We start from the raw sequence: 26508 nt of genomic DNA on the forward strand, positions 1-26508 counted from the left end.
TTAGCTATTTAAAAGGTTTTAAACACGGAGGTAATCAAAATTTGAAGATAAAAACCTTTACATGTAAAGCGTTTAGCGCAGTACTTTCCACGCTAAAAGAGCAATGATACCAAGCACCATCCAATGCGCACTGAAAAGCATACAGGCAAAGACGATCGTTAAAAAAAGTGCAGTGTAGCGAATGGTTTTCGTTGTTGCGAGTTTGTACGCGGCAAGAAGTGCAATCGTTGCATTGGCGATAAAAAATCCATCCGCCAAGGCGACTAAGTCTTGCATTGTAAAGACGTTTAAAGAGACTAAGCCTAAAACAATGGCATTGATGGAGCACAAAAAAAGTGTTGCACCGAGAGGTGCGCCATTTTCAAGTCGCTTGTTTAAAAGACTGCGTATCCCTTTTGACTCAGCGGCCAGTCCACAGATGAGTCTTGAAACACCACCTACAAAGAGTAAAACCGTGCTCAAACACAGAAGCATCGCTAAAATACCCATAACAAATGCACTGGCTGTTCCAAACAGAGGATAGATAAGCTCAGTGATGGCGTTCGTACGGTCTAGAGAAGCACATTGGATGGCGCAGACGACTAAAAGGTAGATGAGCGAGATAATGACAGCGCTGATCTTCACCGCTTTGGGAATCGTTCGCTTTGGATCATGCACTTCGTTAGAGTAGTTACCCACTACTTCCCAGCCCACAATTGCCCAAAAAGCAAGCAGCAACGCCCGTGAAATCAGTGTCATATCAAACGGTGAATCCACAGAAAAAGTGGTTTCGTGCCCTATCAAAACAGCAATGCTCCCAAGACTTAAAATAATGCCGATGATCGTCGTGACGATTAAAGAGAGCGTTCCCAAAAAATGAACAGGCCGCAAAAGGGCAAAAAGCGTGAACAGTAACATCGAAAATGCAAGCGTGTTAACGTTGATGCCAAGAAGAGGTTGAAGAAAATGAGCGCCTATGAGATAAACGGCAACGGGCCCAAAAAAAACGGCGCTGATCAGATAGTAAGACGTCAGGAATTTGAGTTTGGTGCTAAAGGCTTCTTGTACCGCGTTCGTCACCCCTTCGTCGCCTGGAAATTTGATGCTTAAATTCCCAAGAACAAGCGCAAATGTAAATCCAAGCGCTAAGATAATAAATCAAACTAGAATGGAAAGATTGCCCGTGAGATCATAAACAATGGGTGGCAAAAGAATGATACCTGAGCCTAAAATAGGTCCTATCATCAAACCAGTGAGTGTTACGGTATTGAGCTGTTTTTTCATGGGATTCGCTTTAAAAATAGTAAAAAAAGAGTGTAGTACGCTAGAGCTTTAAGTCCGCTTTTTAGGTGCTAGATGGGGTTTTAAATGTTTACATGTAAAGAAAAAAGAGGCTATTTTTCACGAATCATCTTTTCCAAAATTAGCCTCTGTTCTTCTTGCGTATAATTAAATTTAAATTCCGCTTCTTTGAGATAATAGATAAAATTCTCTTTTTTAATCCCTTTGAAATGATCCATCCATCCTTCTAAAAAATACCAAAAATCGACTAAGGCGTTGTCAAAACTCTCGTAATGTGCCACTTTATGCTGGTTGAGATAGCGTGCATAGGTCTCTTTTTCGATGGAATCTCCTTCTAAATTTTTCAGATGGGCGAATTGATCGGGGAGCAGAAGGGTGTGAATGCGTTTGCCATAGAGCATGCCTAAAATGCCGATAGCATCGAAGAGATACGTTGGTTTTCCTCGTTTACATGTAGGCAGGAAATAGTACTCATCGTACTGTGAAAACGTATCTGTTTGCTCTGCGTAGAGGGCCTCGGAGTGTGCTATGAGCAAAAGGCGCAATTTTTGGTAGGTTTTGGTGACGGTGAGATAATTGAGCCCTAAACGTTTTGCACATTCATGGGCACTGTGATTGGCGATAAAAGAGGCGATAATGTCTCTTTTTTTCTCCTGTTTTGCATGGCTAAAGGTGTGTTTACATGTAACGCAGCGATACTGTGTGGAAGAGACTTTGTAGAGTTTCGTGTGTCCACAAAAAATGCACGATTTTTCTTCTGTTTTCATAGACGTATTTTTCCTAAAAATAACTAAGAAACTTCTTTTTTTAGCTCCCATTTAAAGAGTTGCTCTATAATAGATCAAAAATATACCCAAGGATTTCAAAATGTGTAAAGATTGCGGTTGTTCAATCACTCCTACTCAATGGTCTGCGCATGCGCACGAGCACACTCACGATGGTCATACGCATAGCCATTCACACGATCATGACGATCATACAGAGCACACGCATCCTCATGCGCATGACCACGATCATCATGAGCACAAACATCACGATGAGATTCACGCCAATCCTCAACTAAACGATAAAAAAACCATCGCAGTCATCACCAAAATATTAGATGCCAATGACAAACAAGCAGGGCACAATCGCAAACATTTTGAAGAGCATGGTGTTTTGGCGATCAATCTTATGAGCAGCCCAGGAAGCGGAAAAACCACGCTTTTGGAAGCGACGATTGACACGAAGCAAATCAAATTGGCAGTCATTGAGGGGGATCTTGAGACCAACCAAGATGCCGATCGCATCATCGCAAAAGGGGCATTGGCGCATCAAATCACCACAGGTCAAGCGTGTCATTTGGATGCGTTTATGGTGCATGAGGGACTTCATCATTTACCAATCGAAGGGCTTGATGTTGTGTTTATTGAAAATGTGGGCAATCTGGTTTGTCCCGCGAGTTATGATGTCGGTTCACACCTCAATGTCGTACTTCTCTCCGTGCCAGAAGGCGATGATAAACCCGCAAAATACCCAGTGATGTTTAGAAGTGCAGACCTCTTTTTAATCACCAAGTGCGATTTGTTGCCTCATTTTGATTTTAGTGTTGAAAAAGCGATACGCGAAGCGCGCAAACTTAACCCAAAAGTCGATGTGATCGAGATAGACAGCAAGTCTGGCAAAGGGATTGATCAGTGGATCAATTACCTTAAAATGAAAAAAGCATTGAGATAACCATGTGCCTGTCCATTCCTTCAAAAGTCATTGAAATTGACGAAAATAATTATGCAACAGTCGACACCATGGGTGTTAAGCGCAAAGTCACGCTTGATTTGATCGCCGAAAAAGTAAACATTGGCGATTATGTGTTGATTCACGTCGGATTTGCGATGAATAAGATCAGCAAAGAGCATGCCGAAGACAGCATCGCTGCGTACAATGAAATCGCAGAAGCGATGCGTGATGGTGAGATTAGCGAAGATGAGGGAAACAATAACTATGTCTGAGGTCGATCTCATCGAGGGATTTCGTGACCCTGAGCATATGAAAGCCTTGGCGGCACTGATCAAAAAAGAGTGCAAGTCTAAGATCAACATTATGGAAGTGTGTGGCGGTCATACGCATACGATTATGAAGTTTGGGCTTTCTCAAATTTTGCCAGAGCTTATTGAATTTGTGCACGGTCCTGGATGTCCTGTGTGTATTATGCCTAAAGAGCGTATTGATCATGCGATTGCTTTGGCTTCGATGCCCAATACGATTTTAGCCACTCTTGGCGATATGATCCGCGTTCCTGGAAGCAAAACCTCTTTGCAAAAGCTTCGTGCGGAAGGCAAAGATATTCGCTCGTTGTATTCGCCGCTGGATGTCATCAAAATTGCGCAGGAAAATCCCGATAAAAACGTGGTCTTTTTTGCCATTGGTTTTGAAACCACGACGCCAATGAGTGCGGTTTTAATGCAACACGCGATCGAAAATAAACTCACCAATGTCTTTTTCCACATCAACCATGTCACCGTGCCTGAAGCGGTTGAGGCGATTATGAGTAGAGGTGACGCTTTGATAGACGCTTTCTTAGGACCTTCACATGTGAGTGTCATCACCGGCTATAAAATCTATGAGCCGATTGCTGAAAAATACCATACACCGATTGTCGTCGCTGGTTTTGAGCCGACCGATGTGATGGAGTCGGTTTTGCGCATTGTGCGTCAAGTTAATGAGGGTCAAAGTGTTGTTGACAATGAATACGCCAGAGCCGTTTCGCGTGAGGGAAATCTTAAAGCACAAGCGTTGGTGAACACCTATTTTGAAAAACGAAGTCATTTTAGATGGCGTGGCATTGGCGACATCCCCAACAGTGCACTCAAACTCAAAGCCGAATATGCAGCTTATGATGCGGAAATTGTATTTGATGACGTGCTTCCTAAAACGGAGTTGAACGACCATAAAATGTGTATTTGTGGCGACATCCTCAAAGGTCGTGCTAAACCGTTTGATTGTAAAGTCTTTGGCAAAGCCTGTACCCCAACCAATCCGATGGGATCGTGCATGGTCTCAAGCGAAGGGGCGTGTTCAGCCTACTTCAAATATGGAAATTTGAACCTCAAAGGAGCCAGAGCGTGAGCAAAAAGATACTTCTCTCTCACGGAGGTGGCGGTGAAGAGACCCAAAACCTTATTAAAGAACTTTTTTTTAAACATTTTGATAATGAAATTTTACTCCGCATGGAAGATGCCGCAAGTCTGGTGATGCAGAGCACAAAAATCGCGTTTACGACCGACTCGTTTGTGGTTTCACCGCTTTTCTTTAAAGGTGGAAACATCGGAAAGCTTGCCATTGCTGGAACGGTAAATGATCTTTCGATGATGGGTGCAAAACCCAAATACTTGACCTGTTCGTTTATGATCGAAGAGGGATTTGAGTATGCAAAGTTAGAAGAGATCGTTATTAGTATGCGCGATGAGATGGCAAAAAGTGGTGTTAAAATCGTCGCAGGCGATACGAAAGTTGTACCCAGAGGTGGCGTCGATGGACTGTTTATCAACACCGCTGGCATTGGCGAAATCCAGTATGAAGGCATTTCAGCGCATAACTTAGCACAGGGTGATGTCATCATTGTCTCCAATGAAGTGGGCAATCATGGTGCGTGCATTTTAGCAACGCGTGAAGAGATAGAGTTAGAGAGCGATCTTCAAACCGATTGTGCCAGTTTATGGAAGCCCGTGGAAGCGCTTATTAACGCAGGTGTGAAGATACATGCGCTTCGCGATGCAACCAGAGGAGGGCTGAGTGCCGTTTTGAATGAATGGGCGGAGACATCCAAGGTGTGTATCGAAGTAGACGAGGCGAAAATCCCTGTGGCGCAAGAAGTCAAAGGGGTATGTGAGCTTCTGGGTTTTGAGCCTTATGAGTTTGCCAATGAAGGAACGATGGTGATTTGTTTGCCTCAAAGCGAAGCAAAAAAAGCCCTTGACGTGCTTCAAAAATTTCCTGAAACCGCCAAATGTGCGCTCATCGGGAAAGTCACCACTGCCTTTACATGTAAAGTTGTTTTACACACACCATGGGGCTCGGAGCGCTTTTTAGAGCCCCCCAAAGGTGAGTTACTTCCAAGGATCTGTTAATGCACGAATTTTCGATTGTCACGGCACTTTTAGAGATGTGTGAAAAAAATGCTAAAGAAAATAATGCCACTAAAATTACCAAAGTAGAGATCAAAATCGGCAAGCTCAGTGGCGTTGAGCCGTATCTTTTGGAAACTGCGTTTGATACGTTTAAAGAAGATGGGATTTGTGCAGGGTGTGAATTTATCGTTCATCTGCAAGAGATTGTGGTGCATTGTGAAAGCTGCCACACCGAAGCAACGCTGACACAAAATGAGTTTGTTTGCCCTACATGTAAAAGTACCGATCTTCGTGTGATTGATGGTGAAGAGATGTACCTGATGCACCTTGAGATGGAGTAAAGCGAATCTTATAAATCTGTAATGTATAATCAGTGATTACATTAAAATATGGTTAAGGATGCTAATGCTAAACGAGTTACGACGTGCAACCCTTGAAGACTTACCCGAGATCATCAAGATCTACAACGAAGCCATAAAAGACGGCATCTCCACGGCAGATAGTAAAATCGTCAGTGTTGAGGATAAATTAGAGTGGTTTCACGCCCACGACGCATCGCGTCCTATTTTGGTCAAAGAGTATCACGGGCGTATCATTGCGTGGATCAGTTTGCAACCCTTTTATGCCAACCTTTTAGCGTATGCCAACAGTGCTCGTATCAATATTTACATCGATAAAAACTTCCAAGGTAAAAAATTGGGGCAACAGTTTTTAAGTGAGGCGATTGAGCAAGCCAAAAGCTATGAGATCAAAACGCTTTTAGCGCTGATCTTCTCAGAAAATGCGCCAAGTCTGAAGCTGTTTAAGAAGCTTGGCTTTAAAGAGTGGGGCAATCTGAACCGTGTTGCGACGATTGAGGGTGTGGATAAAGACCTTTTGATTTTAGGTCTTCGCATTGGAGCGTAAGTGAGCACAAAAGCGTCGATTATTTTTGATATGGATGGCACGCTCATTGATTCGAGTGCTGCCATGACGAACAGTGTTAATTACGTGCGACACAGTTTAGGACTAGAACCCATTGGGCAAAAATATTTAGAGTATCATATCAACCAACCCGATCAGCATCTGCCGAAGATTTTTTACAATACCGAGGCGTATGACCCCGATCATCGCGCGTTGTTTAAAGAGCATTATATGCAAAATTCTCCCTCTATGATAGCGCTCTATCCCGATGTTATGGCGATGTTGCAGCTACTTTCCCAAAAGGCACATTTAGCCATTGCGACCAATGCGAGTGATTTTTTTGCGCGCCATATGTTGGAGAAAATGGGCATTTTGGACTATTTTTCTGCGATTGTGGGTGCCAATAATGTTGCTGAGCCCAAACCAAGCCCTTTAATGGTTCATCATCTTATGCAACTTTTAGAGAGTGAGCCTTCCAAAACGATTTTAGTCGGGGATAGCATCAAAGATGAGGGTGCTGCAAAGAATGCGGGCATTGCGTTTATCTTTGCTGGATGGGGTTATGGTACGAGTGAAACAGCAGAGCGAAGAGCGGGGAATATTCATGAACTTTTAGCTCTTCTGAACACGTTTATTTAAAAAGCTCAAACGGAGCTTCTAGGGTTCGTTTGATGATATTCATCGGCGTCTTGAGTGTGTCTAAAATGAGATGCGTCTCAATCTTTGGATCGCTCAGAGAGCCTGTGACATCGACATTGGTCGCAATCCGCTTATCTTCCCCTAAAATAATGCCACCCACGATCGGAATCATATCAATCGCGTTACTAAAGCTTTTGAGCGTCTTGATTTGGAGTTGAAGATTGAGGGTGTCTTTCGCCAAATCCACTCGTCCTTTGCCTAAAATGTCGGCACTTTTACCTCTGAGTTGAAGATCTGTAATGTTCATCGCCTCTTTAGTTTGGTTAAATTCCACATAGCCATTGTCCACAAAATAGCCCTCTTGATTAAAGCTAGGGTCACTAAAAACAAGCAGCGAAGGGATGGTGTTGATCGTTGCCATCAGGTTATTGAAAAATTTCAGATCTTTGATGTAGGTTTGGTGCATAATGAACGTGCCTTTCATTGTGTCCGCATCGGTACCATCAATGTTGAGTGAAAAATCGCCTTTATGAAAGTAGCGTTTGTTAAACAGCGCATTGATCATATCAGCATCAAGCGCCGTTCCATTGATACCAAGATTGCCCTTGCGTGTTTCATATTCAAATGTCGATTTGCCTCGCTTGGAAGTAAGGTGAAGCTTGTCTTTGAACAGATTCATCGTATAGCGCTCGCTCAGAAGTGTTTTGTTGCTTTCCATGTCAATAAAAGAGGAGTTTTCGCCAAAAAGAGTCACTTTAATGGGAATATCCAACGGCGCATCATTGTGGGGTATTGAGATGTTAAGATCTTTTACATGTAAGGTTATCTCTTTGTCCAAATGAAGCGAAAGTTTCGTGTTGGTGGTGCTTGCATCGAGTGTTTTCGTATTGGTCGTGAGGGCTATATCAAAATTTTGTACAGGCTCACCGTTGTCTAAAAGTGGGGTGGTAACGTTTTGGAGATTGATCTTGGCATCAAAATCTTCAAACGTTTTGGTTTGGACACTCACAGAGCCTTCAGTGAGATTGGCATCGTGCATCAAAGGTGAAAAAGGAGCGATTTTGGTAAGGTTGCTAAAGAGAAATTGGTTATTCTCTTTGGAAAATAACAGTGTGGCATCAAGGCTGGGGAGCGTCATTTTAGTGATGTTGTTTTCAATTGCAAATGAAGCGTTAAGATCAGGAAGATTGGCAATGTTTAGAAGCTGGGTACCGCTAAAATCAAGCAACAAGGCATTGATATCGACCAATCCATCAAAGCGACTCTTCCTTGCATCAAAGAGTCCTGTGGCGTTAATATCAAACAGATTTTTATACCGTAAATTTGTATTTTCAAGGGTGATTTTAAAATTATCAAGCCGAATCTCACCATAATTGGTGGACATAGGAACACCGCTGAGCGTAAAGTCACTTGGGGAGAGTTTAAAGGTTCCTGAGGCATTAAGGTCGTACGGTAAAAAACGAATGTTAAGTTTTATATTTGCATCCGTTTTACCCGAAGTTTGGGTAATGGGCACATCGATTTTAAACGCATGTAAAATATTATGTATGGGCGCATCGAGTTTGGATGTGGCGTTTAGATCAACAATGATTCCTGTACCTTTGTTGATCAAATTATAGATAAACACATCGGCTTTTTCAATGGGGCGTTTTTCATAGGTGGGCTCATGAATGTCAAACAGGAGTTTATCCTCTTTAAATTCGATGCCGACTTCTTTAACAAACCCAGGCGTCACATTGGGTGCAAAAGTGACGGTTGCATTTTTCACCGTTGCTGCCGCGTGGAGTTGCATTGGATAATAATCCAGCGTTTCTATATCGAACTTGCCTTCAATGAAATGGAGAAGATACGATTCGCCGACGATGTTTTTATCGATCCAGTCTTTGGCTATCGGGTCTAGCTCAACCTGTGTGACCACAAAATCCATCAGATCTTTAAGCTCTTTATTGGTAAAAGGTTCGCTTTGGAGATGATAGGTTAAAAGGGTCTCTTTAAGATCCAAAAGGGCAATGCCTTTGAGCCCAAATGTCTCAAAATTGCCTTCAAACGTATGGTTTTTGGTCTTAAAATCCATACGCGCTTTTCCGTTTACATGTAAAGCATAATCTTTCAAAAATGCCTCTTGAATCTCAACCTCGATATTCCACTTCTCAATAGGCGTGATGATCAGATTGACACTTAAATGTTTGCTGTCAAATTTAAAGGTGCTCTCTTCGTAATGCAAGGAGAGCGTTTCATTGGCATAATGGATCAGCTCAATGCTGATTTTACTAAAAAATTGGTTCAAATAGGGGAAGTTTTTAATAAGTTGTGCAATCTCTTCAATCGACGTATCCGTCTGTGTCTCTTTTTGAATATCAAGAGTTTGGATACTAACAATCAATTTTTTATCTAGTTTAATATATAATTGATCAATTTTTATCGTCGGTAAGCTTATTTTATCGATCGAAATGCCATTTATTAGGGTTGCCATTAATGCTACGAAAAAAAGAACCATGAACAGTAAAAATATCCAGATCTTCCTAATCGTATGTGATGTTGCTTTCATAATCATCTATTCACTTCTCTTTCACTTGAGCAGACCCATGGTTTCAAGCTCGGTTGCGTTTGTGCCACAAGGCTCAATAAGCCAAATTATATCATATATGGTTGATAAAAATTTTGACCTCCACGAGAAGGTCGATAAATACATGCTCTGGATGATTGGCAAGCCTCAATCGGGTTGGGTGAACATCAACCAAAGCCCACTGACACGGGGTGACTTCCTCTACAAGCTATCACACGCAAAGGCACCGCTTAAGGTGATTACCTATATTCCCGGTGAAACCAAAGAGCTTCTGTTTGTTCAGATCGCTTTGGCATTTGATCTCTCTTACGAAAAACTGATGCAAGAGTATGCCCTTGCCACACCGTATGTGGATGGATTTATCGTGCCTGAGACGTATTATATTCCTGTGGGGATTAGCGAAAAGCATTTGGTGCATTTTTTACTCGCGCATGCTAAAAAGTACCACAAAGATGTGTTTGAGAAGATCTTTGGCGAATTTAATGAAACAAAGTGGCAAAAATTTATCGTGATTGCTTCGATCATTCAAAAAGAGGCGGCCAATACGGATGAGATGGCTCTGGTATCCTCAGTGATCTACAATCGTTTGAAAAAAGATATGAAGCTTCAGATGGATGGCACGCTCAATTACGGGCAGTATTCGCATCTGAAAATTACCCCTCAGCGCATTCGCGAAGACACGTCACCCTATAACACGTACATGTACAAAGGGCTACCGCCCAATCCCGTGTGTAGTGTGAGTAAAGAGGCGATATTTGCCGCTATTTTTCCAAAAACAACCAATTATCTCTATTTTGTTAAAAATAAGAACGGAACGCATACGTTTTCCCAAAATTATGAGACGCATTTGGAAAATATAAAAAATTAATAACCTTTATTTAATAAAGCGAAATAAAGAAACTAACTGGTAGCATTAACAAAATCTAGTCTATCAAAAAAAGGGGTAATTATGGTTCAACAAACAAGTAAAATCATCTATACGAAAGTCGATGAAGCTCCCGCTCTTGCAACATACTCTTTATTGCCAATCGTTCAAGCCTTTACCGCAAGTTCTAACATCGAAATGGAAATCAGAGATATCTCGCTATCGGGTCGTATTTTGGCGAATTTCCCTGAAAATCTTACCGCTGAGCAAAAAGTCAATGATGATCTGACCTATTTGGGTGAGCTTGCCAATCAGCCAGAGGCGAATATTATCAAACTTCCAAACATTAGCGCTTCGTTACCACAACTTCAAGCCGCAATCAAAGAGCTTCAAGATAAGGGCTATAATATTCCAAATTATCCTGAGAACCCTACAAATGAAGCTGAAAAAGAGATCAAAACACGTTATGCCAAAGTCTTGGGAAGTGCGGTCAATCCAGTGCTTCGTGAAGGAAACTCGGACAGACGAGCACCTCTTTGTGTCAAAGAGTACGCCCGCAAAAATCCACACCGCATGGGCAAATGGACGAGTGATTCTGCATCACACGTTGCTTATATGAACGAGGGCGATTTTTACGGGAATGAAAAGGCTGTCACGGTGCCAGAAGCGACCACCGTTCGCATTGAACTTCTTGGAAAAGATGGTACAACGACGGTTTTAAAAGAAAAACTTTCCCTTTTAAAAGATGAAATCATCGATGGCACGTATATGAGCAGTAAAAAACTCTCTGCCTTCTTTGAAGCGCAAATGCAAGAGGCTCAAAAAAGTGGAATTTTACTCTCGTTACACCTCAAAGCAACGATGATGAAAGTGAGCGATCCGATTATGTTCGGATATGCTGTGAAAGTCTTTTTTAAAGATGTGTTTGAAAAATATGCAACCCTTTTTGCCGAGATTGGAGTCAATGCCAATAACGGACTAGGCGATCTTTATACTAAAATTGCCACACTTCCTGAAGCGCAAAAAGTAGCCATTGAAGCTGACATTATGAACACCTACACCAAGCGCCCTAAACTTGCGATGGTGAATTCCGATAAAGGCATCACCAATTTACATGTACCCAGTGACGTGATTATTGATGCGTCTATGCCAGCATGTATCAGAGAATCAGGCAAAATGTGGGGTGAAGATGGTGCCCTTCACGATACGAAAGCGTTGATTCCTGATCGTTGTTATGCACGTATTTATGAAGAGACAATGAACTTTTGTAAGAAAAATGGCGCTCTTGATCCTAAAACAATGGGTTCCGTTCCCAACGTAGGTTTAATGGCACAAAAAGCCGAAGAGTACGGTTCTCATGATAAAACGTTTGAGTGTGCCACCGAGGGTATTGTGCGTATTGTTGACATCAAAAGTGGTAACGTTTTGATGGAACACAGCGTTGAAAAAGGCGATATTTACCGTGCGTGCCAAGCCAAAGATGCGCCGATTCGTGACTGGGTCAAATTGGCGGTGAATCGTGCACGTTTAAGTCATACACCTGCGATTTTCTGGCTTGATCCTGCGCGTGGTCATGATGCACAGATGATTCTAAAAGTTGAAAAATACCTCAAAGAGTACGATATTTCTGATCTTGATATTAAAATCATGACACCAGAAGAGGCGATCCGCGAGTCTTTAGCGCGCATTGTTAAAGGCTTAGACACGATTGCGGTCACAGGTAACGTTTTACGTGATTACCTCACCGACCTTTTCCCTATCTTAGAAGTGGGAACGTCTGCTAAAATGCTCTCCATTGTCCCTCTTATGAATGGTGGTGGTTTGTTTGAAACAGGTGCGGGCGGATCTGCACCGAAACACGTGCAACAATTTGTCGAGGAAAATCACTTGCGTTGGGATTCTTTAGGTGAATTTATGGCACTCACAGCTTCATTAGAGCATCTTGATAACGTTGTTGGGAACAAAAAAGCTTCTGTATTAGCCAAAACACTCGACGCGGCAACGGGAAAATTCTTGGACAATAACAAATCGCCATCCTCAAAAGTAGGTGAATTAGACAACCGTGGAAGCCATTTTTATTTAGCAATGTACTGGGCAGAAGCTTTGGCAGCACAAAGTGAAGATCAAGCACTCTCTGCGCAGTTTAAGCCACTGTTTGAAACACTCAAAGCCAATGAGCAAAAAATCGTTGCAGAGCTTGCAGTGGTTCAAGGCAAAGCAGTGGATATGGGCGGATACTACATCCCTAGTTTTGAAAAAACAAACCAAGCCATGCGCCCAAGCGCGACATTTAATAAAGCGTTGGACGCGCTCAAAGCATAGTTTTTTGATTTACATGTAAAGAAGGAGTCTCTTTGTCACAAGGGAAAAAAGTTTCGATTATTGGTGCAGGAAATGTCGGTGCAACGGTCTGTTATTGGCTTGCGATGCGCAAACATTGTCGTGAAATTGTGATGATAGACCGTTATGAGGGTCTTGCCCAAGGCAAGGCTCTCGACATCCTCCAAGCGACCAGTCCTGAGGGGAGCCATACGCAAATTTCAAGCTCTTCTGATTATCACTCGATTGCCAACAGTAACATTGTGGTTATCACAGCAGGAAGTCCCAGAAAACCTGGTATGAGCCGAGACGATCTTTTGATGATTAATGCGAACATTACCAAAGAGATCATTGAAAAAATCACACACTACGCTCCCAATGCCATCATCATTATTGTCTCCAATCCACTGGATGCCATGACCTATGTTGCACTAAAAGTAGGGCATTATGCACGCAATCGTGTCATTGGTATGGCGGGAATTTTAGACAGTTCCAGAATGGAAACCTTTATCTCTCAAAAGCTTGGATTTGGTTATGGGCAGGTGACGGCAAGTGTGATGGGTGGACATGGTGATGACATGGTTCCACTTCCTCGTTACTCTTCCGTTAATGGTGTGGCGCTTACCGATTTACTCACTGATGTGGAAATTGAAGAAATTATTGAAAAAACACGTCATGGCGGAGCAGAGATTGTGAGCTATATGGGAACATCTGGGTATTATGCGCCTGCAAATTCTACGGTTAAGATGATCGAAGCCATTTTGAGTGACTCTCGCTCCATTTTCCCCTGTGCTGTTTTGTTAGAAGGCGAGTACGGTTACCATGACACGGTAAACGGTGTACCCGTTGTTTTGGGCGCTAATGGTGTGGAACAAATCGTTGAATTACCCCTCAATGAACATGAGAAAAAGCAATTTTCAAAGAGTGTCGAATCGGTCAATAAATTATTAGAAACATTGCATAAAAGTGAGTTTTTTGTTCAGTAGATGTGTTTTTTAGAAACATTTCTATTTTTTAAACTTTATATGTAAGGAATTTGAGAGAAAGTTAAGAGAAAAATTTTTTACAGTCTAAAAAATAGCATACAAAAAGGGTTTTCTTTGACAAATGCACTCTCTTGTAAACAAATGCTTTTCGTAGAAGATGATGAAGAATTATCTTACATGATGATACCCATCTTCAAAGTCTGTGTTAAAGAAGTCTTTTATGCTTCGACATTAGAACAAGCACTTACACTATATCATAATCAATCAATTGACCTTATTTTTACTGATATTCATCTTCATAATGAAAATGGACTTGATTTTGTTAAACAAGTAAGAAAAAGTAATGAAGAAATTCCTATAGTCGTTTTAAGCGGCTATAAAGATGAAACATTACTTTTAAAAGCGATTCCTCTTGGTTTAACTGATTATTTAATCAAACCAGTGAATTACACACAACTGACACTAGCATTTGAAAAATGTCTTTCAAAATTTTCTAAATCTTCAAGTCAAAGTATCCCATTAAGTAATGGTTTTTTCTATTACAGTGAGGAACAAGTACTCTTTAAAGATGGGCAATATTATGAACTCAAAAAAAAAGAGATTCTTTTTATGGAGTTATTGAGAAAAAATAAGAATCGCTTGATTACTAAAGATATGATTCAAGTATCGGTTTGGGAAAATGAAGATATGAGTGATGCAGCTTTATATAATTTTATTATGCGGATTCGTCATCGCTTTGGAAAAGATTTTGTTCATATGGTTTCAAATTTGGGGTACCGTTTGGGATAAAAGAAATCTTTACATTTAAGCCATTAGGTATCGTATTATAGAGTATTTTTCCACCATGTTTTTTTACTAACTCAATACACATATAAATGCCTAATCCCATATCGGACTCGTTAGTTAACGAAGGCATACCTCCAGCATTATCAAAAATATCAATTTCATCGTGAGAAAAAATAATTTTAAAATAGGGCAGTTTAACGTTGTTTTTCAAAGCTGCATTAATAGTATTATCAATAAGATTTAGCCAAACGTGTACCCATTGGTTTCTAATACCTATCATTTTGTGATGATTTTTGCCTTCAATTATAAAGGTCAAATGGCTTCTTTGTATTTTTGGTTCGAGGATACCTCTTGCATGGTTTACAGTTTCAATCAATAAAAATTCTTCGATATTTTTAGAGGGTTTATAAAATTCCAAAAAATCTTGCATCGTATTAGACATAAAATCAAGTAACTTTCCTATCTCTTCAGACTGATTTGTAATAAAGGCTCTATCAATTGGTTGATTGTTTTTGAGTTGAACCAATGTAAAAAGATTAAGCGCGCCGATTTTGGCTAATATACCTCGCCATTGGTGCGATATATTGGCAATAATCCTACCAATCTCGGCTTCTTTAGAGGCTTGAAAAAGTTTGTTTTGAATAGCTTGACTTTTTGCAACTTCTTGTGCAATTTTTTTTCTTAAGTAAGTATTCCATAGGACAAATGTGGTCAGAACAAAAAAGAAGAGAACGATTCCTAAAATAATGTATTGAATCACATGTTTACTAATACCTTTTTCGATAACAATGGAAATATGTTTGTTTACAATAAGTTCTTTCTCTTCCATACTGATGGTTGCGATGGCTTTATTGAGAAGGCTTAAAAGCAATGTTTCATTATTCGTAATGGAGAGTCGAATGGTATTTTCATGGTATTCAAGATTCCCAGAAATTTTAAGATTGAATAGCCTCTCTTTCTTAATAGCATAGGCAGCAGCAATCATAGGGTAGATTGTCATATCAGCTTTTTGCATAGAGACCATATTAAGAGCTTCTTCTTTATTACCTACAGGAATAACTGCTAAATTGATGTATTCTTTATTGATACGTGAAAATAAATCGGAAATGATTGGGATAACGATACTTTGATCCGTTAATGTGGACAAATTTTCAATATAAGCGTGATCTTCTCGCGTAATGATGACATTAGGTTCTGTAAAGAGTGGTTCCGAAAAGAGTAACCATTTGTTGTCTTCTTCTGAGGGTGACATAAATGTTAAGATATCACATTGACCGGATTTAGCAAGTTTTAGACTATCTTCCCATGTCAGTACGTGCTTAACTTCTAAAGAAAAGCCTATACGCTTAGCAATTTTATAAATCAAATCAGCTGTGATGCCCTTGTAAATTCCATCGGGAGTAATTTCTTCAAATGGAGCAGATCTCGGGTCAACACATAGTTTAAAAATTTTTTTTTCTTGAAGATAATGAAATTCATCGTTTGTAAGCAAAAGAGATGATCCTGCATTTACATATAAACAAAATAGAAACATGTAAAGAAAAAATTTGAACATCTACACTATCCTCTAAAATTTTTCAAGCCATATTTATTATAACATCTTCATCTATTTGTTTACTAATGCAACATCTATTTAGAAACTTTTTTTCATTGTTCTATTTTTGGCATAAAATGGCCAAGAGAATTTTATAATCCATTCTAGACAATGGGAGCAAAGATATGATTTTAAAGTTTTTATGCACATTTCTATTATTGATATTATCTTTAACCACTATCCTCCAAGCCTCTATTAATCCAAAAAAATATGTTATCGCTACTGCTAGTACTGGAGGAACATTTTATCCTGTAGGTGTTGGGCTTGCAAAGCTTTTATCTTTAAAGTTAAATGAGAAAGAGAGTATGTCTTTTTTAGCAATTAGCAGTGACGGAAGTTTTGATAACGTTAGAATGTTAGAGAATAAAGAGGTGAATTTTGCAATGATTCAAGGACTTTGTGGCATGATGGCATGGAATGGTACACATGTTTATCATAATAAACCCTACAAAAATCTTCGTTCAGTATCTTTGTTATGGCAAAATGTAGAACACTTTATGGTACGGAAAGAAATTGCTACCACAGGTAACATACTTGATCTAAAAAACCTCTATGGTCAAAATTTTTCGATGGCAGAAAATGATTCTGGTAGTAAAGTTTCAGCTGAAATTATAATGGATACATTAGGGATAGATTATACCAAAATGAATTTGTACTATTTCGGGTATAATCAAAGTGCAGTTGCATTACAACAAGGTAAAATCAAAGGTATGAATACTCCAGCAGGAGCACCTGTTGCTGCTGTGACATCAGTGTGCAATGCAATGGGTCCACTCAAAGTATCTTTGTTGGAATTTAGTGATATAGATTTAGAAAAGATTCAAAAACAATTCCCCATTTGGAAACGTTATGTTATCAAAGCGAACACCTATCCTAGGCAAACCAAAGATATTAATACGATTGCTCAATCTAATCTTCTCATTACCGATGTTGATACTCCTGAGGATATTGTCTACCTTGTGACGAAGACATTATACGAGAATCTCTCTTTTTTTAATTCTGTTAATAAAGGCACCATCTCTCTTTCACTCCAAAATGCCATAGATGGACTCAATATTCCTTTACACAAGGGAGCTATTCGTTACTATCAAGAAATGGGTATCACGATACCTTCCCATCTTTTACATGTAAGCCCATAGTCTCTTAGAATTCTCTCAAAAAAATGCTTTCTACACTCTTTTTTTAAGAGATTGTTGATAGAGCAAAACAGTAAACTTTCCTTAGATAAAATTTAACGTAGGAGGTTATGGTGTTTAGTAGAAAGAAAATGGTTTTTATACTTCTTGCTTTGGCTGCGATGCTTTCCATGATTTATCTCACTCCCGAAATGGTTGGATTGAGTTATAAAGGAAAAGTAGCGCTTGGGGTTGGCATCTTTGCCATTATAGTGTGGATTACCCAAGCACTTGATGATGCACAGAGTGGTTTTTTAATCATTACTTTCTTAGTTCTTTTTGGGGCAGGAAAAATGGGAGAAGCACTGATTGGTTACTCTTCAACGGGAGTCTGGATTGTCGTGCTTGGCATGATTATGGCTGCTTGTATGGGTGATAGTGGGCTTTCTAAAAGGCTTGCCTTAGTTGTTGTGAGTAAAATAGGTAAATCGGCGACCAATTTATATTGGGCGATTTCGCTAGTTACGCTTGTTATGACCTTTTTTATCCCTTCCCTTGCAGCGAAAACCCTTTTAGTTTTGCCAATTGTTACCTCTATGGGATTAGCTTTCGGTGCAGAAAAAGGGGAAAGTTCTTTAGTGAAAGGTTTGATTTATATTGTCACCATTGCTGGCACGATGTACTGTATGGGCATCATGACTTCTCACGCCGCAAATCCAATATCTGTAAGTCTTTTAAAGAATGCTACGGGCATTGAAGTAGGTTGGATGGAATGGTTTAAAATCGGTATGCCTCCTGCATTGCTCATGGGTTTAATTGCAACGTATATTATTATTAAGTTGTTTCCACCAGATATTATAGATATATCCGCTGGTCGTGATGTGATGAAAAAGCAATTGAGTGCTATGGGGAAAATGAGCTCCAAAGAGATTTATGCTTTTATCATTTTTATCGCAACACTTCTTTTGTGGGCTACAGATAAACTTCATGGATTAGATACTGCTCTTGTTGCTTTGCTTGCCGTTACCGCCATGATAGCACCGGTTCCTGCTCAACTGATGACATGGAAGGAAGCCGAGAGAAAAGTTCCTTGGAATGTCTTTATTGTTTACGGTGCGGGTTTATCTATGGGTTCGTTATTGGTTAAAACAGGAGCCGCTACATGGCTTGCAAGTACATTTTTTCATCCTTTGTTAAATTTGGATGTTAGACTGCAAGTTGTCATTTTCATTTGGCTTATGCTTGCTCTTCAGGTTTTATTTACTGGTGCTGGTCCAAAAACAACTGCCCTTACACCCGTGGTAATTGCCCATGCGATTGCCATTGCGGCACTTCCAGCCAATGCGGGTATGCAAGTCACAGCGTTCGTCATTCTAATCAGTATGAATATGCTACATCAATATCTACTCCCTGTCTCCAATCTCCCCAATATCATTGGTCTAGCCACAGGAGAAATCACTTCTAATGAGTTGATTAAAGTCGGTGCAGTTATGAGTTTATTTGGTGCTGTGTTTAGTACTATTATGGTCTACACCTATTGGAGTTGGATAGGTTTATTTTAAATCATAAAATGAAATTATCAATATTTGTTGCTAAAGAAGATAAAAGGCTAAAAATGTTTAAAGAATTAAGTCTATTAAGGAAGAACGCAAGACATTTTCCATTAGTTACAGAACTTAGTTTAGGTATGGATAATCTTATTCATACCTTTTTCATTAAATACAAAGAATGTATTATAACAATTTTAAATACTGAAGATAAACGACGCTTCAGTAAAACGGTGTAAATGATGTTTAAATTTAACGTAACGAGCGATGCCTGTGTCAAGTGTGGCAAGTGTATACCTGTGTGTACGATTCACGAAGTTAACCGTGATGAAGTCACGAGCCCTAGAGGTTTTTTAGACCTTTTAGGCGCGTACCAACGAGGTGAACTTGAACTCGACAAAAACGCTAAAAACATTTTTGAGAGCTGTTTTTTGTGTACTAACTGTGTCGATGTCTGTCCGAACGATCTGCCTGTGGATATGCTCATTGAGCAAGCGCGCAACGACATACGTAAAAAGTTTGGTCTCGCGTGGTATAAAAAACTCGCCTTTTTCTTACTTCGTAACCGCAACATCATGGACGTTCTCGCACGTTTTGGTTTTATGTTCCAAACCTGTGGTTTCAAAATGGTGGGAAAACAAAGCTCGATGTATCTCAGAAATTTCCCGATCATCAAGATGGACAGACTTTTCCCAAGTCTTGCCAAAAAGACCTTTTTGAACTCCCATCCCGATGTTATTCTTAACGGTGGCAAAGGCAAAGTGGGCATCTTCATCGGTTGTTTAGCCAATTACATGTACACCGACATCGGCAAGTCATTACTTGAGATATTAAAAGAGTTACAGATAGACGCATACCTCATCAAACAACAAAAATGCTGTGGCGCGCCTCAGTATTTTACGGGCGATTTTGATAGTGTGGATTTTCTTGCTAAATTTAATATCGAATACATCGAAGGTTTCGTAAACGAACTCGACGCCATCATCATTCCCGAAGCGACCTGTAGTGCTATGATCAAAGAGGACTACGCGCATTTCTTTCACGATCAACCTGAATGGAAAGGAAGAGCTGAAGCGATCAAACCACACATCTTTATGGCGACGGAATACTTAGAGAAAAAGACCAACTTAGCGCAAATCCTAGCCACAAAAGCACGTCAAAGTGAAAGCATCACCTACCACGACCCTTGCCACGCACGCAAAATGCAAGGTGTGTGGCAAGAGCCACGAAACTTACTCTCACAAAATTATGTGATGAAAGAGATGAGCGACCCGAACCGCTGTTGCGGTTTTGGTGGTGTCACCATGCAAACCGAAAAATACCGCTTCGCCAAAGCCGCAGGACTCCCAAAAGCGGCAATGATCAAAGAGACGGGTGCAGAGTACGTGAGTGCAGAATGCAGTGCGTGTCGTATGCAACTGAGCGACGCCATGCACGGACAAAAAGTTGATGTTGTGTTTAAAAACCCGATTGAATTGATTGCTAAAGCGTTGAGAGAAGGGTAATGATAACAACTTACATGATAAGAATATTGCATGGTAGGTAGCATTTAGAAATTGAAAATTCGTTTTGTTACGCGTTTCAAACATAATGAGCATTCAATCTTTAAATGTAGTGAGTGTTAAATTAGAAAAGCATCATGATTTCGTTGGAGTATTTTATAGGCTTCTAAGTAATATGAAATCTATAAATATTTACAAATTCATGTCAATGTTTTAAAATAAAAAGGATACCTTATGGAAATAAAACATATTGCCTATTTTAAAAACTTTATTGGCGCTGAGAATGTTTATGATGACAAGGCGCATTTGATTGCGTATTGCTACGATGCAACCCGCGCACGTTACGAACCCGATGCGGTTTTGTTTCCAAGAGATGAGAGCGATGTCAGTGAGATTTTGAAGTATTGCAATGAACACCGCATTATCATCACGCCTCGTGGAGCTGGAAGTGGCTTCACAGGAGGTGCTTTGCCTGCAAACGGTGGCATCATCCTAGCGTTTGAAAAACACATGAACAAAATCCTTGAGATCGACATGGAAAACATGGTCGCTGTGGTACAACCTGGCGTCATCAACATGGCATTGCAGCGAGCCGTTGAAGCACGAGGACTTTTTTATCCGCCCGATCCTGCCAGTGAAGAGTACTCAACACTGGGTGGCAATGTCAGTGAAAATGCAGGTGGTATGCGAGCAGCAAAGTATGGCATCACGAAAGATTACGTGATGGCATTGCGTGCTGTTTTACCCAATGGCGAGATCATTCGTGCGGGAAAACGTACCATTAAAGATGTCGCAGGCTACAACATCGCGGGCATTCTTATCGCCAGTGAAGGCACGCTTGCTTGCATCACCGAAATCACTTTAAAACTCATCGCTAAACCTAAAATGGCGCAAACGGCTATGGGCGTTTTCCCTAGCGTAGATGATGCAATGAATGCCGTGTATAAAACAATGGCGGCAGGCGTTACACCTGTTGCGATGGAATTTTTGGACAATCTTTCGATTAACGCGGTTGAAAAGAAGTTCAACAAAGGCTTGCCAAAAGATGCAGGGGCGATTTTAATCACCGACGTGGATGGCAACACCCAAGAAGAACTCACAGCGCAACTTGACATCATCGAGCAAGCGTTTTTGGAAAATGGCTGTAGTGGCTTAAAAAGAGCAACCACGCCTGAAGAGTCTAAAAATCTCTGGTTCGCCAGACGTAATGCCAGTCAATCCATCACCATTTACGGCAGCAAAAAACTGAACGAAGACATCACCGTTCCTCGCAGTAAACTGCCTGCCCTTCTTAAAGCCATTGGTGAAATTGCGCAAAAATACAACGTCACCGTGCCATGTTTTGGTCACACAGGTGATGGCAACGTTCACACAAACGTCATGGTCGATGGCAGTGATCCTAAACAGCTTGAGATCGGGCATCACGCGATCGAAGAGATATTTAAAGCAACTGTAGCCTTGGGTGGCACGCTCAGTGGAGAACACGGCATCGGGCTGAGTAAAGCACCGTTTATGCACCTCGCCTTTAGTGAAGGTGAAATGGAGCTTTTCCGCTCGGTCAAAAAAGCGTTTGACCCCAATAATATTTTGAATCCTGCCAAAATGGGACTCTGATGTGATCGATTGCAAAGCGTCTTGACATCTCTTCTTTTAATGACTATAGTTATCAGAGCTATTATGGGGTTTTTGATTTAATATATTTTTACTAGAATGTGAGATTTTTGGTGGATTGGAATGCTACACTATGAAACTTAAAGATGTAACAAAAAAAAGATATAGTTGATATTTTAATTGACTAAAGTATTCGTTTCTCAATACAGTCTTAAAACGCAAATAAAAAAATTCTGAAATGGAGGTTTTATGAATATTCATGAGTATCAGGCCAAAGAGATCTTTAAGAGATACAATGTTCCCACGCCAAGTGGCTATGTCGCCTTTAGTGTTGAAGAGGCTGTTGAAAATGCAAAGAAACTGGGTGGCTCTATCTGGGTGGTTAAAGCGCAAATTCACGCAGGTGGACGCGGTCTTGGTGGTGGCGTAAAACTTGCTCGAAGCTTAGATGAAGTCAAAACACTTGCAAACGAAATTCTTGGTATGACCTTGGTCACTCACCAAACTGGACCTGCGGGCAAACTGGTTCAGAAAGTCTATATCGAAGAGGGTGCTGATATTGCAGATGAGCTTTATTTGGGTATTGTTTTAGACCGCGCTCGTGAAATGCCAGTGATTATGGCATCACGTGAAGGCGGAATGGAGATTGAAAAAGTAGCCGCAGAAGCACCTGAAAAGATCATCAAAGTGGCAGTAGATCCTTTTATTGGATTTCAAGCCTTTCATGGTCGTGAGTTAGCGTACGGTCTTGGTCTTGCAAAAGAAGAGATCAGCAGTTTTATTAAATTTGCAGCAGCTTTGTATAAAGTTTATATGGAAAACGATGCTGAGATGATCGAAATCAACCCACTGGTCAAAACCAAAAGCGGCGCTTTTATAGCCCTCGATGGTAAAATGGGCTTTGATGATAACGCACTTTTCCGTCACCCAGACATCGAAGCAATGCGCGATGAGAGTGAAGAAAACCCCATTGAACGTGAAGCTTCAGGCTATGGGCTGAGCTACGTCAAACTCGATGGCAATGTTGGCTGTATGGTCAATGGCGCTGGTCTTGCGATGGGTACGATGGATACCATTAATCATGTGGGTGGGAATCCTGCAAACTTCTTAGACGTGGGCGGCGGAGCCAATGCTCAAACCGTTGCTAAAGGCTTTGAGATTATCCTCAAAGACCCCAACGTCAAATCAATCTTTGTCAATATTTTTGGTGGAATCGTACGATGTGATCGTATCGCCAATGGCATCTTAGAAGCGACAAAGCTTGTGGATGTGCATGTTCCTGTCATCGTTAGATTGGATGGAACGAACGCCAAAGAGGCCGCTGAAATTTTGAAAAATGCAAATATTAAAAATATTATTACGGCAAGTGATCTTAACGATGGTGCGATTAAAGCCGTCGCTGCTGCTAAAGGAAACTAATTATGAGCATATTGATTGACAAAAATACAAAAGTAATCGTTCAAGGTTTTACGGGCAAAGAGGGTAGTTTTCATGCGGAACAATGTTTAGCATACGGTACGAAAATAGTCGGTGGTGTAACACCAGGTAAAGGTGGCACAGAGCATTTGGGTCAACCCGTATTTAATACCGTTCGTGAAGCCGTTGTGGTAACAGGCGCAACCGTGAGTATGGTATTTGTTCCACCTGCCTTTGTGGGTGATGCTGTCTTAGAAGCAGCCGATGCGGGCATTGAATTGGCGGTAATTATTACAGAGGGTTCACCCGTACGTGACATGCAAAGAGCTAAAGCGTACGCCGTTAAAAAAGGGATGAAAACCATTGGACCTAACTGCCCAGGTATTATCACTGCAGAAGAGTGTAAGATCGGCATTATGCCAGGCTCCATCTTCAAAAAGGGCAACATCGGACTGATCAGTAAATCAGGCACATTGACCTATGAAGGTGCGAACCAAGTCTGTAACGAAGGCTTTGGCATTACGACGGCCGTTGGTATTGGAGGCGATCCTATTATTGGACTCTCTTACATTCAACTTCTTGGCATGTTTGAAGCAGACTCTGAGACTGAAGCGATTGTCATGATCGGTGAAATCGGAGGTGATCTTGAAATCCAAGCTGCCAAATATATTCAAGAGCACATCAAAAAACCTGTTGTTGCCTTTATCGCAGGTCAAAGTGCGCCCAAAGGTAAACGTATGGGCCATGCAGGTGCAATTGTGAGTGGCAGTGCAGGAACAGCAGCGGAGAAGATGGAAGCGCTGAGCAATGCAGGCGTACACGTTGTAAAATCTCCTGCTGAAATTGGAAAAAAGATAGCTGAAGTTTTGAAAAAATAATAATGATTAAGTGAGCTAGATGGTGCTCTATTGTACAATCTAGCCACTATTAAAAGATAATTGCAACGAAAAGATTTAGGATAAGGAGAGAGAAGAATGGGTTTAATTACCGCTCCAAGTAATACACCAGTATGGGTTAATGTCTCCAGGTGTAAAGCTTGTGATATTTGTGTCAGTATGTGTCCAGCAGGTGTTTTAGCAATGGTTCAAGCACCCAATTCGACACTGGGTTCGATGATAGAGGTTGTTGTTCCAGATGCCTGTATTGGATGTCGGGATTGTGAATTACATTGTCCTGATTTTGCTATTTACGTAGCGGATAAAAGCGAATTTAAGTTTGCAAAACTTTCTGAAACCTCTAAAGAGAGAGCCGAGAAAGTCAAACAAAATAAATTTAGAAAACTGAGCGAATAAGGATCATTGATGGCAAGAGAAGTAATATCAAGCGGCAATGCCTTAGTAGCAAAAGCGGCAGTAGAATGTGGATGTAAATTTTTTGGAGGCTATCCTATTACGCCTTCAAGTGAAATTGCAGAGGATTTAAGCAAACTTCTTCCACGTGTGGGTGGAAAGTTTATTCAAATGGAAGATGAAATCGCAGGTATCTGTGTCGCCCTTGGCGCTTCTATGAGTGGAACAAAGTCGATGACAGCCTCATCAGGTCCTGGTATTTCACTCAAAGCGGAGCAAATTGGTTACAGCTTTATCACCGAAGTTCCTTTGGTGATCGTCAACGTTATGCGTGGTGGCCCTTCAACGGGTCTTCCAACACGTGTTTCTCAAGCCGACATTGGTCAAGCAAAGTACCCAACACACGGTGATTTTGCCTCTATTTCACTCTGTCCAGGCAGTCTTGAAGAAGCGTACACTGAGACGATTAGAGCATTTAATATCGCTGAAAAATACATGACTCCCGTTTTTGTTCTTTTAGATGAAACGTTAGGACACATGCACGGAAAAGCGATGCTTCCTGATCTTGCAGAGGTTGAAAAAAGCGTTGTCAAACGTGCTGAATTTACAGGCGATCCAAAAGACTACAAACCTTATGCCGCAGGCCCAACTGAGCCAGCCGTACTCAATCCTTTCTTTAAAGGGTATCATTACCACGTCACAGGTTTGCACCATGGTGAAATGGGCTTTCCAACGGAAGATGGCGCGATTTGTGAGTACAACATCGAGCGTCTGGTCAATAAAATCAATACCAAATCAGAAGATCTTGTCCATTACGAAGAGTTTATGCTGGATGATGCTGATGTCTGTATTATTGCATACGGAAGCATTAGCCGTGGTGCTAAAGAAGCGGTAATGAAACTTCGAAATGATGGCATCAAAGCGGGTCTGTTTAGACCGATTACGCTCTGGCCAAGTCCTGTTGCTAAGCTTCAAGAGATCGGTAAGAAATTTAAGAAGATCATGGTAACAGAACTCAATATGGGACAATACTTAGAAGAGATTCAGCGCGTTATGAAACGAGATGATTTTGCGACACTGCACAAAGCAAACGGTCGTCCAATCGCTCCACTTGAAATGGTTGCTAAAGTTAAGGAGATGATGTAATGGCATTTAATTACGATAAATATCTACGTGTAGATAAAATGCCAACCTTATGGTGTTGGGGTTGTGGTGATGGTGTTATTTTAAAATCCGTTATTCGTGCCATCGATAAAATGGGTTGGGATATGAACGATGTGTGCATCGTTTCAGGTATTGGGTGTAGCGGACGTTTTAGCTCTTACATCGACTGTAACACAGTCCATACAACGCATGGTCGCGCGATTGCGTATGCCACAGGTATCAAACTTGCGAACCCTGAAAAACATGTCATTGTTGTCACAGGCGATGGCGATGGTCTTGCAATCGGTGGTAATCATACGATTCATGGTTGCCGAAGAAATATCGATCTGAATCATATTTTGATCAACAACTTTATTTACGGTTTGACCAACTCACAAACCAGCCCAACGACACCACAAGGGTTTTGGACATCAACGGCAAATTACGGTAATGTCGATCCAACCTTTGATGCTGCCAAATTAGCCGATGCTGCAGGCGCTACCTTTGTTGCGCGTGAGTCAGTCCTTGATCCACAAAAATTGGAAAAGATGTTTGTTGCAGGCTTTACGCATAAAGGGTACTCTTTCTTTGATGTGTTCTCAAATTGTCACATCAACCTTGGACGTAAAAATAAAATGGGCGAAGCGGTACAAAACCTTGAGTGGATTGAAAACCGTATTGTCGGTAAAAATAAATTTGAACTCCTCAGTGAAGAAGAGCGTGTGGATAAATTCCCAACAGGCATCCTCAAGCAAGAAGAGGGCAAACTCGAATACTGTGAAGCGTATGACAAAGTCATTTATGCTGCACAAAATAAAACAACCGTTGTGCTATAAGGAG

At 40.9% G+C, this 26508-nt stretch carries 25 protein-coding genes; 20 read left to right on the forward strand and 5 right to left on the reverse strand.

Annotation, left to right across the window (positions count from 1 at the left end; translation table 11 throughout):
• Window positions 1-72: 72 nt before the first annotated feature.
• The 3 genes from SMUL_RS07105 to SMUL_RS07110 form a co-directional block, all read right to left on the reverse strand.
• A complete protein-coding gene (locus SMUL_RS07105; RefSeq protein ID WP_084613100.1) occupies window positions 73-1134 on the reverse strand; it encodes an APC family permease in 1062 nt (353 codons plus the stop codon).
• A 3-nt stretch (window positions 1135-1137) separates the two neighbouring features.
• Window positions 1138-1263: a hypothetical protein gene (locus SMUL_RS17665; RefSeq protein WP_280938050.1), complete on the reverse strand. Its 126-nt coding sequence runs from the start codon at window positions 1261-1263 to the stop codon at window positions 1138-1140.
• A 110-nt stretch (window positions 1264-1373) separates the two neighbouring features.
• Window positions 1374-2048, reverse strand: coding sequence for a hypothetical protein (locus tag SMUL_RS07110; protein WP_025344568.1), 675 nt, complete (start codon window positions 2046-2048; stop codon window positions 1374-1376).
• Between the two features lie 100 nt (window positions 2049-2148).
• On the opposite strand from SMUL_RS07110, the gene hypB reads away from it, so the two are divergent.
• The 7 genes from hypB to SMUL_RS07145 all read left to right on the forward strand — a co-directional run bounded on the left by hypB (window position 2149) and on the right by SMUL_RS07145 (window position 6929).
• The gene (hypB, locus tag SMUL_RS07115) at window positions 2149-2997 is read left to right on the forward strand and encodes a hydrogenase nickel incorporation protein HypB (protein WP_025344569.1); all 849 of its coding nucleotides are present in this window, start codon (window positions 2149-2151) and stop codon (window positions 2995-2997) included.
• 2 nt (window positions 2998-2999) lie between these two features.
• Window positions 3000-3269 (forward strand): HypC/HybG/HupF family hydrogenase formation chaperone, encoded by a 270-nt coding sequence (locus tag SMUL_RS07120; protein WP_025344570.1) that lies wholly within the window; start codon window positions 3000-3002, stop codon window positions 3267-3269.
• Window positions 3262-4386, forward strand: coding sequence for a hydrogenase formation protein HypD (gene hypD, locus SMUL_RS07125; RefSeq protein WP_025344571.1), 1125 nt, complete (start codon window positions 3262-3264; stop codon window positions 4384-4386). The genes SMUL_RS07120 and hypD overlap by 8 nt, the downstream gene beginning before the upstream one ends.
• Entirely contained in the window at window positions 4383-5387 is a 1005-nt protein-coding gene (gene hypE / locus SMUL_RS07130; protein WP_025344572.1) for a hydrogenase expression/formation protein HypE, read from the forward strand. The genes hypD and hypE overlap by 4 nt, the downstream gene beginning before the upstream one ends.
• Complete coding sequence (hypA, locus tag SMUL_RS07135) at window positions 5387-5728, forward strand: hydrogenase maturation nickel metallochaperone HypA (RefSeq protein WP_025344573.1); 342 nt, start codon at window positions 5387-5389, stop codon at window positions 5726-5728. The genes hypE and hypA overlap by 1 nt, the downstream gene beginning before the upstream one ends.
• A gap of 64 nt (window positions 5729-5792) precedes the next feature.
• Window positions 5793-6293 carry a GNAT family N-acetyltransferase gene (locus SMUL_RS07140; RefSeq protein WP_025344574.1) on the forward strand — a complete coding sequence of 167 codons (501 nt, stop codon included), beginning with the start codon at window positions 5793-5795 and terminating at the stop codon, window positions 6291-6293.
• Entirely contained in the window at window positions 6294-6929 is a 636-nt protein-coding gene (locus SMUL_RS07145) for an HAD family hydrolase (RefSeq protein ID WP_025344575.1), read from the forward strand. It abuts the gene before it with no gap.
• On the opposite strand, the gene SMUL_RS07150 is transcribed toward SMUL_RS07145, so the two are convergent.
• A complete protein-coding gene (locus SMUL_RS07150) occupies window positions 6922-9483 on the reverse strand; it encodes a YhdP family protein (protein ID WP_025344576.1) in 2562 nt (853 codons plus the stop codon). The genes SMUL_RS07145 and SMUL_RS07150 overlap by 8 nt on opposite strands.
• Between SMUL_RS07150 and mltG the strand changes: the two genes are divergently transcribed.
• From mltG to SMUL_RS07170, 4 genes are all read left to right on the forward strand, one after another.
• Window positions 9374-10363 carry an endolytic transglycosylase MltG gene (gene mltG, locus SMUL_RS07155; RefSeq protein ID WP_407701813.1) on the forward strand — a complete coding sequence of 330 codons (990 nt, stop codon included), beginning with the start codon at window positions 9374-9376 and terminating at the stop codon, window positions 10361-10363. The genes SMUL_RS07150 and mltG overlap by 110 nt on opposite strands.
• 81 nt (window positions 10364-10444) lie before the next feature.
• Window positions 10445-12682 (forward strand): NADP-dependent isocitrate dehydrogenase, encoded by a 2238-nt coding sequence (locus SMUL_RS07160; RefSeq protein ID WP_025344578.1) that lies wholly within the window; start codon window positions 10445-10447, stop codon window positions 12680-12682.
• A 32-nt stretch (window positions 12683-12714) separates the two neighbouring features.
• Window positions 12715-13665: a malate dehydrogenase gene (gene mdh / locus SMUL_RS07165; protein WP_025344579.1), complete on the forward strand. Its 951-nt coding sequence runs from the start codon at window positions 12715-12717 to the stop codon at window positions 13663-13665.
• 114 nt (window positions 13666-13779) lie between these two features.
• The gene (locus SMUL_RS07170; protein ID WP_025344580.1) at window positions 13780-14454 is read left to right on the forward strand and encodes a response regulator transcription factor; all 675 of its coding nucleotides are present in this window, start codon (window positions 13780-13782) and stop codon (window positions 14452-14454) included.
• Here the strand turns inward: SMUL_RS07170 and SMUL_RS16590 are convergent.
• On the reverse strand, window positions 14381-16006 hold the full coding sequence (locus SMUL_RS16590; RefSeq protein ID WP_025344581.1) for a transporter substrate-binding domain-containing protein: 1626 nt from the start codon (window positions 16004-16006) through the stop codon (window positions 14381-14383). The two genes, SMUL_RS07170 and SMUL_RS16590, sit on opposite strands and share 74 nt — an antisense overlap.
• Window positions 16007-16170: 164 nt before the next feature.
• Here SMUL_RS16590 and SMUL_RS07180 point away from each other — a divergent pair, with 164 nt between their 5' ends.
• The 9 genes from SMUL_RS07180 (at window position 16171) to SMUL_RS07225 (ending at window position 26504) form a co-directional block, all read left to right on the forward strand.
• A complete protein-coding gene (locus SMUL_RS07180; protein WP_025344582.1) occupies window positions 16171-17184 on the forward strand; it encodes a TAXI family TRAP transporter solute-binding subunit in 1014 nt (337 codons plus the stop codon).
• Window positions 17185-17291: 107 nt separating this feature from the next.
• Entirely contained in the window at window positions 17292-18722 is a 1431-nt protein-coding gene (locus tag SMUL_RS07185; RefSeq protein ID WP_025344583.1) for an SLC13 family permease, read from the forward strand.
• A 227-nt stretch (window positions 18723-18949) separates the two neighbouring features.
• A complete protein-coding gene (locus SMUL_RS07195; RefSeq protein WP_025344584.1) occupies window positions 18950-20212 on the forward strand; it encodes a (Fe-S)-binding protein in 1263 nt (420 codons plus the stop codon).
• 231 nt (window positions 20213-20443) lie between these two features.
• Entirely contained in the window at window positions 20444-21823 is a 1380-nt protein-coding gene (locus SMUL_RS07200; protein ID WP_025344585.1) for an FAD-linked oxidase C-terminal domain-containing protein, read from the forward strand.
• A 246-nt stretch (window positions 21824-22069) separates the two neighbouring features.
• Complete coding sequence (gene sucC, locus SMUL_RS07205; RefSeq protein ID WP_025344586.1) at window positions 22070-23239, forward strand: ADP-forming succinate--CoA ligase subunit beta; 1170 nt, start codon at window positions 22070-22072, stop codon at window positions 23237-23239.
• Between the two features lie 2 nt (window positions 23240-23241).
• On the forward strand, window positions 23242-24114 hold the full coding sequence (gene sucD, locus SMUL_RS07210) for a succinate--CoA ligase subunit alpha (RefSeq protein ID WP_025344587.1): 873 nt from the start codon (window positions 23242-23244) through the stop codon (window positions 24112-24114).
• Between the two features lie 96 nt (window positions 24115-24210).
• Window positions 24211-24528 carry a 4Fe-4S dicluster domain-containing protein gene (locus tag SMUL_RS07215; protein ID WP_025344588.1) on the forward strand — a complete coding sequence of 106 codons (318 nt, stop codon included), beginning with the start codon at window positions 24211-24213 and terminating at the stop codon, window positions 24526-24528.
• A gap of 9 nt (window positions 24529-24537) precedes the next feature.
• On the forward strand, window positions 24538-25671 hold the full coding sequence (locus SMUL_RS07220) for a 2-oxoglutarate synthase subunit alpha (protein ID WP_025344589.1): 1134 nt from the start codon (window positions 24538-24540) through the stop codon (window positions 25669-25671).
• A complete protein-coding gene (locus SMUL_RS07225; protein ID WP_025344590.1) occupies window positions 25671-26504 on the forward strand; it encodes a 2-oxoglutarate ferredoxin oxidoreductase subunit beta in 834 nt (277 codons plus the stop codon). The genes SMUL_RS07220 and SMUL_RS07225 overlap by 1 nt, the downstream gene beginning before the upstream one ends.
• The last annotated feature ends 4 nt before the right edge of the window (window positions 26505-26508 follow it).

It is taken from the genome of Sulfurospirillum multivorans DSM 12446 (assembly GCF_000568815.1).
In the GTDB taxonomy this organism is placed as follows: domain Bacteria; phylum Campylobacterota; class Campylobacteria; order Campylobacterales; family Sulfurospirillaceae; genus Sulfurospirillum; species Sulfurospirillum multivorans.

Coding starts and splice junctions, on each gene's coding strand:
- SMUL_RS17665 (WP_280938050.1), bottom strand. CDS start 1,263: ATGAAAAAACAGCTCAATACCGTAACACTCACTGGTTTGATGATAGGA.
- SMUL_RS07110 (WP_025344568.1), bottom strand. CDS start 2,048: ATGAAAACAGAAGAAAAATCGTGCATTTTTTGTGGACACACGAAACTC.
- hypB (WP_025344569.1), top strand. CDS start 2,149: ATGTGTAAAGATTGCGGTTGTTCAATCACTCCTACTCAATGGTCTGCG.
- SMUL_RS07120 (WP_025344570.1), top strand. CDS start 3,000: ATGTGCCTGTCCATTCCTTCAAAAGTCATTGAAATTGACGAAAATAAT.
- hypD (WP_025344571.1), top strand. CDS start 3,262: ATGTCTGAGGTCGATCTCATCGAGGGATTTCGTGACCCTGAGCATATG.
- hypA (WP_025344573.1), top strand. CDS start 5,387: ATGCACGAATTTTCGATTGTCACGGCACTTTTAGAGATGTGTGAAAAA.
- SMUL_RS07140 (WP_025344574.1), top strand. CDS start 5,793: ATGCTAAACGAGTTACGACGTGCAACCCTTGAAGACTTACCCGAGATC.
- SMUL_RS07150 (WP_025344576.1), bottom strand. CDS start 9,483: ATGATTATGAAAGCAACATCACATACGATTAGGAAGATCTGGATATTT.
- SMUL_RS07160 (WP_025344578.1), top strand. CDS start 10,445: ATGGTTCAACAAACAAGTAAAATCATCTATACGAAAGTCGATGAAGCT.
- SMUL_RS16590 (WP_025344581.1), bottom strand. CDS start 16,006: ATGTTCAAATTTTTTCTTTACATGTTTCTATTTTGTTTATATGTAAAT.
- SMUL_RS07180 (WP_025344582.1), top strand. CDS start 16,171: ATGATTTTAAAGTTTTTATGCACATTTCTATTATTGATATTATCTTTA.
- SMUL_RS07185 (WP_025344583.1), top strand. CDS start 17,292: ATGGTGTTTAGTAGAAAGAAAATGGTTTTTATACTTCTTGCTTTGGCT.
- SMUL_RS07195 (WP_025344584.1), top strand. CDS start 18,950: ATGTTTAAATTTAACGTAACGAGCGATGCCTGTGTCAAGTGTGGCAAG.
- SMUL_RS07200 (WP_025344585.1), top strand. CDS start 20,444: ATGGAAATAAAACATATTGCCTATTTTAAAAACTTTATTGGCGCTGAG.
- sucC (WP_025344586.1), top strand. CDS start 22,070: ATGAATATTCATGAGTATCAGGCCAAAGAGATCTTTAAGAGATACAAT.
- sucD (WP_025344587.1), top strand. CDS start 23,242: ATGAGCATATTGATTGACAAAAATACAAAAGTAATCGTTCAAGGTTTT.
- SMUL_RS07215 (WP_025344588.1), top strand. CDS start 24,211: ATGGGTTTAATTACCGCTCCAAGTAATACACCAGTATGGGTTAATGTC.
- SMUL_RS07220 (WP_025344589.1), top strand. CDS start 24,538: ATGGCAAGAGAAGTAATATCAAGCGGCAATGCCTTAGTAGCAAAAGCG.
- SMUL_RS07225 (WP_025344590.1), top strand. CDS start 25,671: ATGGCATTTAATTACGATAAATATCTACGTGTAGATAAAATGCCAACC.